Source organism: Methylocaldum sp., assembly GCF_039794385.1.
Classification (GTDB): domain Bacteria; phylum Pseudomonadota; class Gammaproteobacteria; order Methylococcales; family Methylococcaceae; genus Methylocaldum.
Map to the genome: position 1 here is coordinate 1 of NZ_JBDIVO010000122.1, position 12,055 is coordinate 12,055.

The 12,055-nt window shown below is 58.2% G+C and carries 7 protein-coding genes and 1 pseudogene; 2 read left to right on the forward strand and 6 right to left on the reverse strand.

Features of this window, described 5'->3' with window-relative positions; genetic code table 11:
* The 6 genes from ABJK70_RS12095 to ABJK70_RS12120 form a co-directional block, all read right to left on the reverse strand.
* Positions 1 to 206: SulP family inorganic anion transporter (locus ABJK70_RS12095; RefSeq protein WP_347258106.1), on the reverse strand; the 206-nt coding region annotated here is incomplete at its 3' end.
* A 226-nt stretch (positions 207 to 432) separates the two neighbouring features.
* Positions 433 to 1,989: an NADH-quinone oxidoreductase subunit M gene (locus tag ABJK70_RS12100; protein WP_347258107.1), complete on the reverse strand. Its 1,557-nt coding sequence runs from the start codon at positions 1,987 to 1,989 to the stop codon at positions 433 to 435.
* A gap of 277 nt (positions 1,990 to 2,266) precedes the next feature.
* A complete protein-coding gene (locus ABJK70_RS12105) occupies positions 2,267 to 3,796 on the reverse strand; it encodes an NADH-quinone oxidoreductase subunit M (protein ID WP_347258108.1) in 1,530 nt (509 codons plus the stop codon).
* A gap of 7 nt (positions 3,797 to 3,803) precedes the next feature.
* Entirely contained in the window at positions 3,804 to 5,360 is a 1,557-nt protein-coding gene (locus tag ABJK70_RS12110) for a proton-conducting transporter membrane subunit (protein WP_077729632.1), read from the reverse strand.
* Positions 5,353 to 8,676: a DUF2309 domain-containing protein gene (locus tag ABJK70_RS12115; protein WP_347258109.1), complete on the reverse strand. Its 3,324-nt coding sequence runs from the start codon at positions 8,674 to 8,676 to the stop codon at positions 5,353 to 5,355. Before ABJK70_RS12115 ends, ABJK70_RS12110 begins: the two co-directional genes overlap by 8 nt.
* A 10-nt stretch (positions 8,677 to 8,686) precedes the next feature.
* The gene (locus tag ABJK70_RS12120; RefSeq protein ID WP_133715916.1) at positions 8,687 to 10,156 is read right to left on the reverse strand and encodes an NADH-quinone oxidoreductase subunit M; all 1,470 of its coding nucleotides are present in this window, start codon (positions 10,154 to 10,156) and stop codon (positions 8,687 to 8,689) included.
* Between the two features lie 294 nt (positions 10,157 to 10,450).
* Between ABJK70_RS12120 and gltX the strand changes: the two genes are divergently transcribed.
* Both gltX and ABJK70_RS12130 read left to right on the forward strand, forming a co-directional pair.
* A complete protein-coding gene (gltX, locus tag ABJK70_RS12125; protein WP_347258110.1) occupies positions 10,451 to 11,851 on the forward strand; it encodes a glutamate--tRNA ligase in 1,401 nt (466 codons plus the stop codon).
* Positions 11,851 to 12,055 (forward strand): annotated as a pseudogene (locus ABJK70_RS12130) (cysteine--tRNA ligase); the annotation flags it as partial. The gene gltX and the pseudogene ABJK70_RS12130, both read left to right, overlap by 1 nt.

The following is a 12,055-nucleotide window of genomic DNA, read 5'->3' on the forward strand; positions in this document are numbered from 1 at the left end:
GGGCCGCTGACGCTCAGCTGCGAGCCGCTGGCCCAGGCGACCACCACGCCGCCGACGATGCCCGCAATGATGCCGGCGAACAGCGGGGCGCCCGAGGCGAGCGCGATCCCCAGGCACAGCGGCAGGGCGACCAGGAAGACGACGACGCCCGCCGGAATGTCGTTCCGCAGATGACTGACATAGTAATTGATGTGTTTGCGTACCATAAAATTAATACCCGCTTAATAAGGTTGCATGGCTCGCCGAGCCATGTGGATGCCTTTCCAAAAAAGCTCGTTAACGTTCTTATTCGATAAATCGGATATAAGTCCTTGTATTAAAATCCGATTTGACGATCGAGCTTTGGCCTAGTGGCCGCCGGACGAAGCATTAATCTATAACAGGTATCGAATCGACACAAACAATTTCCTCAACCGGAATTTTCGATTTCACTCAAGGACTGGATCTTGTTGTTTGGAATTTTTCGGATAAGTCGGCATATGCCGAAGGGCCGGTTGCAGCATTGATCCGCGCAACCCACGCTGTCACAGCGGTGCTGCTGGTACTCGTAATCATGCTAGGCACCAGTCCTCCCAAGAGGATCAAGGCGATCAGCAGGATTGCCAGCCCCGATTCGCGCGGACGCAAATCGGAAGCGGTGCGTACAGCCGTTAGTTTAACAGGCCCCCAGAACGCCCGCTGAAAGAAGCCGAGGAAATAGGCCGCACCTAGAATCACTCCCAATAACACAGCGAGACCGGTACCCACGTGAGCCTGGAATGCGCCGATAATGATCAGATGCTCCGCGGCGAAACCATTGGTGCCGGGCACGCCCATCGCGGCGATTCCGAAAAGAAAGAAGAAGGTCGTGAGCAAAGGCATCGATCGGGCTAACCCGCCCAAATTGGCAAGTTCGGTCGAGCCCAGGCGATGATGGAGAAACCCGGCCAGCAGGAATATGCCGCCGGATACGGTCGCAAAGTTGATCAACTGAAACAGGGCACCCTGAACCCCCTGTGGGTTCAAGGTGGCAAGGCCGATGACCACGAAGCCCGCGTGACTGATGCTGGCGTAGGCAAGCAAGCGGCGGAGATTGGTTTGCTTCAGTGCGATCAGCGCGCCGTACAAAACCCCGACGGTGCCCAAGGCCGTCAAGATCCAGATGTATTCGCCGGCTGCATCGGGAACCAAGGGAATGGCGAATCGCATCATGCCGTAAAGTCCGAGCTTGAGCCCGGTAATCAGGGCCGAAACGCCCGCAGGCCCTTCCATTGCAACCGTCGGCAGCCAGGTGTGAAACGGAAACAGAGGCGCTTTGACGGCGAAGCCCAGGAATAGAAGCAGAAACACCGCGGTGCGCAGCTCTTCGGAAACCGGCACGTGGAGCAGCGTCAGATAGTCGAAGGAAAGTCCGCGCGGCGCAGAGCTCCCCATTTGCTCGGCATGGTTCAGCGCCAAGAGGATGATTCCGAACAACAGGGGAACACCGCCCGCCAGCATGAAAAGCGTGTACTTGCTGGCGGCATAACGTCGTTGCGGCCCGATTCCCCACAAACTCACCAGGAAAAAGATGGGAATGAGCGTAAGCTCCCAGAATAGAAAGAACAGTGCCAGATCGAGAGCGCAGAACACACCCAGCGTGGCGCTTTCCAGAAGGAGTGTGAGCGCGAGATAGAGCCTTACCTGAGTTTGCACCTGTGTCCAGGTTGCCGCGATCACAGCAAAGGTCAAAAGCGCCGTGAGAAGCGGAAACAGAATCGACAGTCCGTCAAGGCCGACGATGTATGAAATGTTGAGGCTCGGTATCCAGACGACTCGTTCGATCAGTTGCATTCTCGCCGAGCTGAAGTCGAAAAGACCGAGCAGGGACAAGGACAAGAGCAGTTCCGCGAGAGACACCGCTAGTCCGAACCGACGGGAGGATGCCGGATCTCGAAAAAAAAACAACAAACCGGCCGCGGCCAGCGGAAGAAATATCAGAATGGTCAGAATCGGAAAATCGGCGGTCATCACTTTGTCTCCGGGCGGCGTAAGCCGACGATTAAACCTGGAAACGGCAGTTGGACGCATCCGAGTGTGCGGTTGGCGGGTCGGCCGGCAAGCCTGTCCTGAGCCCCGTCGAAAGGGCGCGACGCCGCCGTCAGGCGGCCCGATAGCCGTGCAATCGAGTGCGTAGCGGCCTCACCCAAGCGGTGAAGCGGATAAGAGGTATAGCAGTTGAGATCCAACGAGCTTTTCTGGTGCATCGAAGCGGTTAATTGCCGTTTTTAGGTTAAATAATTCAAAGTCACTGTTTCTTCTGTTCCAAACGCTCGAAGCGTTGAGCCAATTCACTTACGGATTCGTTGACCATCTGAACCCAAGGCTCGGTGTAAAAACCGACACCCAACAAAACAGCGCAGACGACGCCGTTAAGCGTCACCTCGGGAACGGTGAGCCTGGTTTTCTGGCGATGTAACGCCGATTTTTTGCGCTGGGCCAGGAAGGCGCGCTGGAAGGCCCATAACAGAAATGCCGCGGCCAGGACGTTGCCTGTGGCTACGGCAATCGTGACTCCCCAGTCATGAGCTTCGATTGATCCCTCCAGAAGAAGATGGGCAGCGTCGAAACCGGGAGTCCCTGGCATCGCCATGGTGCTCAATGCGGAGACCAGGAACGTGATACCCAATAGCGGCATGAGATCGAACAGTCCTCCGAGACGTGGCAGCAGGGAGCTTCCGGCGCGACGAAACATCAAGCCGGTGGCAAATAGCAGCCCGCTAGCCGCGATGCTGAAATTCACCGACAGCAGCAAGCTGCCCGCGAACCCCTCCGAGTTCAGGCAGAATACGCCTACCACCAGCATGCCGGTATGGCTGACCGCCGCGAAGGCCAAGAGCCGCCTCAGATTCAACTGCATCAGCGCCATCAGCGCACCGTAGAACATGCCCGCCAACGCCAGAACGATAACAGCCGGCTTCAGGGTTTGGACCGCATCAGGCAATAGCGGCAGCACGAAGCGCAATAATCCGTAGATACCGACTTTCGCTCCGATCACAAATACGCCTATGGTGGCCAGGGTTCCATGTTGAGAAACCTGGGGCAACCAGGCATGAAAAGGAAATTGCGCCATCCGTACGGCCAAGCCGTAAAAGAGAAGTACGAAAGCCGCGGATTGGGCCGCAGGGGAAACCGGCGTTTCGAGCAGGTTTCCGAGCGCGAAAGTCCATTCACCGGCGGCTCGGGCGTGATTCCACCCTAAGATCAAAATGCCGAGAAATAGCATCAGCAAGCCGGTGAACATGAATTGGGTATAAAGCCGGGTCGTTTTGGGAGCTTCCGCGGAAGCGGTACTCCACCGGAGCAGGATGAACGAAACCGGTACGAGTTCGAGACAGCTCAGTAACCAAAACTGGAGCAGATCGACGGTGAAGAAAAGCGCCGTGAGCACGGCCTGGAAACCGAACAGACTGGCGACGTACAGCCCTGGCGACCGACGTTCCGGCGTAATTTCCCCATACAGCATTAACAGAAAGCTCAACAGCGACGTGACGAACACGAACAGTATGCTGAGGCCATCGACACCAAGGTGATAACGAAGGAACGGCAGCAGCGCAAAGTCTTCGGCGAACTGCAAGTGAGTGGCGCTCGAATCGAAGGCTATCAACAGATAAACCGTTAGAGCGAGTTCGAGGCCGGAGCCGGCTAGCCCGATAAAAAACGAACGCTGCTGCGACTGGGCGAAATAAGCGGCGCCCATTGCAATCAACGGCAGAAAGATCATCGTGCTGAGGATAGGAAAGGCGGATTGCGTCGCCCAGTTGATTTCACCGACCATAGGGTTCTCACACAGTTGCTAGCAGGGTGAAAAGGACGAAAAGAATCAGATAGCGCGGTTGAGCCAGGATGGATTCCAGGCGGTTGAACCGCATGCCGAGACGGCGTCCCAGGGTCACGAGGTCCATACCCAAACCTTGTAAGACCAGGCGCTCTTCGAACCAGTGGAATGCGGAAGCGAAAAGATCGGTCACGATTCCGAGCACACCGCCGACCCGGCGTTCATTGGCGCCATAACCGGCGCCGAGCCGATGTTCCTCCCGCTCGGCCAACGCAGACAGTCCCCGCATGGCGGGCGCGGGCAGTCCGACGATTTCTTCCACGACACGGCGGTCGAAAACGTTCAAATCGGCGGCGAAGCGAGCTATTGGCTTGACGAGGGCTTGATGGCCGAAATGTTCCAGCCAAAAACGCTGTAACGAGGCCGTGTAGAGCCAGCGAGAACGACCCGCGAACTCCGGAACGGGCCGGGTCGGCTGACCGAAAATGCGATGCATTAGTGCCGGCGCGGCCAGGAATTGGTAGCCGCGTAACATCGTATGAGCAGCTAGATGCCAAGCCGCCAATTGCCACCAGCCGAGGCCACAAGCCAAAAACATCAGGCCGACCTGTGCGGTGGTGGAGAAAATCAGTGCGGACTTGACGTCGGTTTGCGTCAATCCGCATGCGAAACCATAAAGAGCCGTCACCAGACCCATGGCCGCCATGATGCCCATGGCGGCTGGCGCCGCTTCGAAGACCGGTTGCAGCCGCAACACCAAGAAAACACCCGCATGGATCATCACGGCGCCGTAAAAGATGGCACTGGATGGTGTTGGTCCTTCCATGGCGCGAGCCACCCAGGGCGCCAGAGGCACTTGGGCCGACTTGGCGGCGGCCGCCAGCAGGAAGCAGATAGCCATCAGACCGGCTTGGAGACCATCGAGACCTGCGGCACCTCGGGTAATCTGAGGCCATTCGACGCCGCCGGTCCAAGCGAAAGCCAAGAAAATCCCCAAGGTGAAACCGGCATCGCCGATCCGGTTGGTTACGAAGGCGTAGGTTGCGTTGGCGGAGGCCACCGGCCGGTCATAGGCGTAGGCGATGAGTAGATAAGAGCACACCCCGGCCAATTCCCAGCCGATAAAGGTAAAAACGGCGTTGCCGGCCAACACCAGCAACTGCATGGCGCCGGCGAAAAGAGACAGGACGAGAAAAAAACGATGGAAGCCGGCTTCGCGGTGCATGTAATTCACCGAAAATCTGGCAACCATCAGCGAAAACAATGCGAACAGAGATGACAATGCCAGGGCGAGACTAGTCAGTGCAAAGCTGACGTTGACGAGATAATCGCCACTAGCCAGCCAGGTGCCCAGAACGAGCTGATCCGGGATGAGGTCCACGTGACGGCACCAAAAGACCGCGATCGACACGACAAAAGACACTAGGGTTGCGCCGACTGCGATGGCTGCGGTAGAGCGCTCTCCCGCTTCTCCAGTGATAAATCCCGATATGATGCCAATGCCGATGGTCAAGGCCGCTAAAATCGGCAATCCCGGGATCAGTGTTACCAACCAATCAAGCATAAGAAATCCCCGAAGACTTTTGTTGAATCAATGCCGGCGGCAGTGGTCCCGCGTGTCCGGCATACCAGTCGGGGGAACGCTCGACGATAGGCAAGGGACGAAGCTCCCGATTCCACACCACAAAACCGGCGCCCGGCGTGAACATGGAAATTTCTCCGGTATCCGGATCGATAGCGGACAGAAGCACCCAGCCGTTCCCGATCAGTTCCTGCAATGAGGGCTGACGCTCGTAAATCGCGGTTAAAACTTCCGTTTTGTGCTCCACGACGATTTGCAGCCGCATCGCCTCGTGGATTTCGATCATCTGCCGGGGAAGCCCGGTTCGAAGATCGCTGGCCGCACCCTCCATAACGCCGAAAAGTCCGGTGACGTTATGGGGCACTTTGGTGCCGCAGCCGAAACGCTCGTTGTTCACGGTGGAAAAGTAATACTCGAGGTTGATGCCGGCACCAACGGGGCCCACCGCCAACAATACGCTTTCGAGAACATTGCCGAGGGGGTCCTGAGTCGGATCGTAAGAGATCAGAAATACCCGGCGGTCGAAAAAGCTTCCCTGACTGAAAGAGCGCCTCCCGACGAAGGCGGCGGCATTGGTGGCATGCCCGAGTTCAGGGCGTGCTTGGCTAAAGTCGGTGGCACGCTCGGCGATATGGGCGAGCGCCGTGTCAGGCGTTGGATTGCGCGGAGCGGAGGCAAGTCGCCGGCAACGCTCATGGGCCGAGAGGCGCCTTGCAGCATCCAGATCGTTCTTGAGCTTGCCGAATGCGAGGCGCGAGACTGGAGGGAGATCCGTCAGGTCGAACCAGAGGATGTCTTCATTGCAGGTATTGTGTTCCGCACCGACGAACCAGGTGTCAGCCGGAATGCTTATACCTTTTTCGGCGAGCAACCCGCGCACTTCCGGTCGGTTGGCCATGGCAGCAAAAGCGCGCGCATTGGGTCCTCCGTGGCGTCCGCTGCACGCACCGCAGTCGTAAGCGGCGAGATGCGGATTGTTTTGGCTGATTGATCCGTGTCCCATCAGGACCACCAGCGGAGCAAAGCCATAGGTCAAACCGGTGGCGCGCAAAAATGCCGCAACGCGATCGGCTTGTTCCGAGTCGGTAAAGCCGAGGCGGGGATTTTCCGGGGTCGCGGGAGCACTACCACTTGCCGCGGTAATAAATAATTCGGTGGCTACCTCGGGAACGAGCAGGGCATCCGCTCGTTGAGCAAGAGCGGTTTGCCGGGCGGGGAAAAACACTTTGCCGATCAGCGCCAGAAACACGCCGGGCGAAAGCAGGCCGATCAAAAACTGAGAAGAAACGAGATTCCGGCGGATTTCCTGGTTGAATATCGCGCCGATTCGATGACGAAGGGCTCGGCGCCGATCATGTTTGGTGCACAAATCGTCCTGGCCCTGGCGGGGGACTTCGCGCACCTCGTGTGCCGGCGTGACGACCACGGGACAGAGCGGCGTGACCTTGTCATCGTCGAGAGCGCGCCAGTTGATCGGCACACCGAAAAAGCCGGCGGCGCCCAAGGTTTCGATGCGCGGGTTCAATTCCTCTAGGTGGCGTCGAATGCCTTCCTCGCGGTCGTCGATACAGAAGACCACTTGGGCGTCCGGGCGATCGTCACGCTTCGCCCAGCGGCCCCGGCCACGATTATTGGCGAGGGCATTGAACAGTTCCTCTCGATAACGCCGCTCATAGGCGGAAAGCCAAAGATAACTGCGCTGTGACGGAGATAAATCGTCCAGCGCGGCGAGGAGGACTTCACAGGTCTGCAAAGACAGGGCGCGAACGTCATGGCTCGAGAGGCCCAAATGCTGAGCCAGACGGAACAAGCGCCAGCCGCTGTTGTAGATGGTCAGCCGTTGAGTTTTTTCCGCTAGCGCGCTGTGCTTCCAGGTAGAAATCATATCCGCTACCGACCACCAGCGCTCTCGATCGTAGTTTCCCGGGCTGGATTCGGCTACCAACTGCTGCGCGCAGTCCGCCAGATACTCGGGCAGACGGCCCTGGCACAGAGCATGACGCACCAGGAATTCGGACGGATTCCGTTCGAAATAGGCGCGCAGCGACGGCAAGGTGCCGGCTATGCCCCAGATTTCGCGGCATAGTCCTTCGATTGCCAAACGGTCCAGAACCAGTCGGATGGCCAGATAATCCATGAGCGAGGCGGGCGCTTCCCGGTTGGCCTCGTAATCGGGATGGTGCTGCCGCCAATTGATGATGCCCGACCAGCCGGGGAGTTCCAGGGCGAGCCGTTCCAAATAGGTTTCCCAGCGATTCTCCGGGAGTCCGATCCGAATCAGTTCGGCATGCACGGCGTCGACCGCCTGTTCCGGTAAAGCCGACACGGTTTCCCGCCAATCCGGAAAATCGCAGAGACCCAGCGATAGATCGTAGGACGCCGAACGGCGCCATGCCGAGTACAGTCCTTCCCGGCGATCGGCTGCATGCCAGGCGGCCAGTCCTTCGTCCAAATGGGAGGCGCTGAAGCGGATCAGTATCGGACGGACGATGTCGAGCACGTCCCGGCCCGTCAACGCGGCGAGCAGTCCGCGCAATGAGATGCCGCGGCCGACGTCGGCGAAGGCGGATTCCGTGAGTGCGCGAGCCTCTGTTCTCATCTTTTGGCGGGCAAGGGTAGTGCTTGCCGCCGCATCGTTCGACGACCGGTTGGTGTGATTCAATAAGTTCTCCGCTTGCCGAACGGTTAGATCGGTCAGATCTTCGGGGTGCAGGGCTGCCTGCTCCAGTCCGAGGACCGTCAGTCCGGCATCCCACAAGTCGCGGATCAAGCCGGCTTCCTGGAGCGCCTCTGCATTTCCCGTTATTCGCTTGACGGAGTCCATGAGGCGATGGCGCGCCTCGGGGGGAATACCGCTTTGAAACCGGTCGAGCGCCGCCATTTCTTCGATTTGCCAGTTCAATTGGCTCGGCGTTACCGCGTCCACGCCATAAACCATGGCGATGCGATAGACGTCGCGGCGCAGAATCTCTCGATCGCCGATTCGCAGCAGTGCCTCTTCGCCTCCAAGTTCCGGCATTTCGGCAAAGGCGGCAGCGAGATCTTCATCGAGAATGCGGCCTTGGGCATAGAACTTCCGGAACTCTTCCTCGGGCAGATAGCCTCGGACGCCGGTCAGTCGCTCGACGGATTCCAGGGCCTCTTGAAACGGCAGATGCTGATAACCGTGCAGCGTATTGTGGTGCACGAAATTCAGGATAGGTGCTTGTCCCGGCAACACATGATCGAGGTGGCAGACCGCTTCTTGCAGCCGCCGGCGAACGTCGGGCTTCGAACCTTTCGATTGGGGCGATAGCACGCTGGCCTCCTTAGAAGTTCTTGTGGCTGAAGATCATGCTGAGTTCATTGACGGAAGCGTTCATCAGCGCCACGATGGGGCCCGGCACGAGCCCCAGAGCCATGATGCCGACCGCCAACGTTCCCGCCGCGATCAGTTCGTGGCTGTGCAGATCGCGGACATTCTGCATTTCCGGGCGCATCGGACCGGTGAACAACCGGGCGGCGGTTCGGATGGCGTAGGATGCGCCGATGAGTACCCCTAGACTCGCAAACACCATGACCCAGCCGAAACTCTGAAAGCCCCCGATGATGGCGTGAAGTTCCGCCACGAATCCGGCCGAGCCGGGCAGTCCCATGGACGCGAGAAGCGCTAGAGTGGTGAAGAAGGCGAAGCGTGGAGTCACTTGGACCAGTGAGCTGTAGTCCGAAATTTCCCGGGTGTGAGTGCGTTCGTACAACAGTCCGATCAAGAGAAACAGCGCCCCGGCAATGAGGCCATGGGCGGTCATCTGCAAGACGGCTCCCAGCAATCCGGCTTCATTGAGCGCCGCTATGCCGAGCAGCACGACGCCCATGTGACTGATCGACGAATAGGCGATCATCGCCTTGAGATCGGTTTGCCGCCACGCCAGCAAGGCGCCGTAGACGATGCTGACCAAGGCGATGCCGGCCAGCACGGATTGAAGCGCCGAAGCGGCCTCAGGCAGCATGCCAGTCGCTTTGAGCAAGCCATAGGCGCCCATCTTGAGAAGCGCACCCGACAGTAGAATGCTCACCGGACTCGGCGCTTCAACGTGGGCGAGCGGCAACCAGCCGTGGATGGGGAAAACCGGCATTTTTACGCCGAAGCCGATCAAGAACCCCAGAAAAATCCAGATCTGCTGCTCCCGGGGCAGGCTCCGCGCGGTAGCCAGCATGGATTCCATCGTGGTGGAGTGTTCGGACGATGCGGTGAAAATCATTAATAGGCTGACCAGCATGAACACCGATCCGCCCATCGTGTACAGGACGAAATTGAGGCTCGCCGTATGTTTGCGCTTGCCGCCCCATTGGTCGATGAGAAAAAAGAGCGGTATCAGCGTCAGTTCCCAAAATACGTAGAACAAAGCCCAATCCTGAGCAAGAAAGACGCCGATCATCCCGAATTCGAGGGCGAGAAGCCAGAAATGATATCCCTTGACTCGCGTATTCACGCTTTCCGAGGCCAGCATCGCCACAAGACAGAGCAGAGCCGACAACACGACCATGGGCAGGGAAAAACCATCGACGCCGAGAGCGTAGTAACTCCCCAGTTCGGCGTTCCAGGGCAGGCTTTCCGGAAATTGAATCGCCGATGAAGACGTATCGAAATGAAACAAAAGCCAAACGGTCAACATCAGTACGACCACCGACGAGGTTATCGCGGTAGCCCGAATGGAGCGGATTTGCTGCGCCGGCAGAGCCAAAATGGCTAATGCACCGACGACCGGTGTCCAAAGGATCTGACTGAGGATATACATGATCAAACGCTCGTTTTGGCTGGCTGAGGGCCGAGTCTTGTGGTTCGATCAGCCGCGTGCCAGGAACGGTTAGTTGTTTTGGGTCGACACTATAAATGAAAATTTCAGAGGAGGTAAGCTTAACATGCGATATTCATGCAAATGGTCGCTTGATTGAAATGTCATCTAGGCCGCAACTGACCGGCAAGGCGCCGCAGCCGGAGCTTTTGCGGGGTTGCGGCGGGTTCGGCCTTGCTCTAAATTGTCCTATTCGCAAGAATCTTGCCGAATATAATCCCCCAATTTGCGCTCAATATGACATCGACCAAAACCCGCTTCGCTCCCAGCCCGACCGGACTCATGCACCTCGGTAACGCACGCACGGCGCTGTTCAGTGCGTTATTTGGAGATCGTTTTCTGCTTCGCATCGAGGATACCGATAGCGAGCGGAGCCGCAGCGAATTTGTCGATGAACTGATAAGCGATTTGCATTGGATGGGTTTGAATTGGGACGAAGGTCCCGAAACCGCCGAGCCGGATGAACGATACTTTCAATCCTGCCGCGGAGCCATTTATCAGCGGTATTATGAGGAACTGGAACAACAGGGTAGAGCGTATTTCTGCTTCTGTTCGCCGAGGGAACTGGAAATTTCCCGCAAGATTCAGTTGAGCTCCGGGCAGCCGCCGCGTTACACGGGCAAGTGTGCGCACCTGAGCGCGGCGGAGGTGAGTCGCAAATTCGAGGAAGGACTTCAGCCGACCTTGCGCTTCCGAGTACCGAAGAACGAAACGGTGGAATTCGAGGATCTCGTTCGCGGGCCGCAGAAATTCGCGACCGACGATATCGGCGACTTCATCATCCGCCGCGCCGACGGGAGTGCGGCGTTTTTCTTCTGCAACGCGATCGACGATGCGCTGATGGGCGTCACGCACGTGCTCCGGGGCGAAGACCATCTCGCCAATACGCCCCGGCAAATGCTGATTCTTGCGGCGCTCGATCTGCCGATACCCCAATATGCCCATATTTCGCTGATTTTGGGCGACGACGGAGCGCCGCTGTCCAAGCGCAACGGCAGCCGCAGCCTGAATCAATTGCGCGAAGAGGGCTATTTTCCGGCGGCCCTGTTGAACATGCTGGCCCGGCTGGGCCATCACTATGAGAGCGATGAGATTATGGATTTCCAAGCGCTCAAGGCGCGTTTCGATCTGTCGCACCTCGGTAAATCGCCGGCACGGTTCGACGTTGCTCATCTGGATCACTGGCAGCAATTGGCGGTGCGTTCGGCGGACGACGATACGCTCAGGGGATGGCTGCGCAGGGAGACCGGCGCCACCGTGCCCGACGAGCATCTCGCGGCGTTCATCGAGATCGTGCGCAGCAACTGCGTTTTCCCGGAGCAGGCCGACCGGTGGGCGCGCATTCTGTTTACGGATGAATTGCAGCTCGACCCGGAAGCCGCCGAAGCCGCGAAGCAAGCCGGAGAGTCCTATTATCTCTCGGCCATCGATGCGGCTAACGCGGCTCAGGCCGAGTTCGACATATTCATGCGCGAGCTGAAAGCCAAGACTGGAGCGAAGGGCAAGGCCCTCTTCATGCCATTGCGCGCCGCCATGACCGGGCGCCTGGACGGACCGGAGCTCGGAACGATTTATCGCCTGCTGGACCCGCACCGCTTGCATCGCCGCTTGGCCGAATTCACCTACGAGTCCGAATGATGCTAAAGATCCACAATAGCCTGACCGGCCGGAAGGAAGTCTTCACCCCCATCGAACCGGGCAAGGTCCGGCTCTACGCGTGCGGCATGACCGTATACGACTACTGCCATCTGGGGCATGCCCGCGTCATGGTGGTATTCGACATGGTGGTGCGCTATTTGCGGCATCTTGGGTTTAAGGTTACTTATGTCCGGAATATCACGG

Excerpts from the sequence above, each read along its gene's own strand:
- ABJK70_RS12120 (WP_133715916.1), bottom strand. The coding sequence starts at position 10,156 with ATGTATATCCTCAGTCAGATCCTTTGGACACCGGTCGTCGGTGCATTA.
- ABJK70_RS12100 (WP_347258107.1), bottom strand. The coding sequence starts at position 1,989 with ATGACCGCCGATTTTCCGATTCTGACCATTCTGATATTTCTTCCGCTG.
- gltX (WP_347258110.1), top strand. The coding sequence starts at position 10,451 with ATGACATCGACCAAAACCCGCTTCGCTCCCAGCCCGACCGGACTCATG.
- ABJK70_RS12105 (WP_347258108.1), bottom strand. The coding sequence starts at position 3,796 with ATGGTCGGTGAAATCAACTGGGCGACGCAATCCGCCTTTCCTATCCTC.
- ABJK70_RS12110 (WP_077729632.1), bottom strand. The coding sequence starts at position 5,360 with ATGCTTGATTGGTTGGTAACACTGATCCCGGGATTGCCGATTTTAGCG.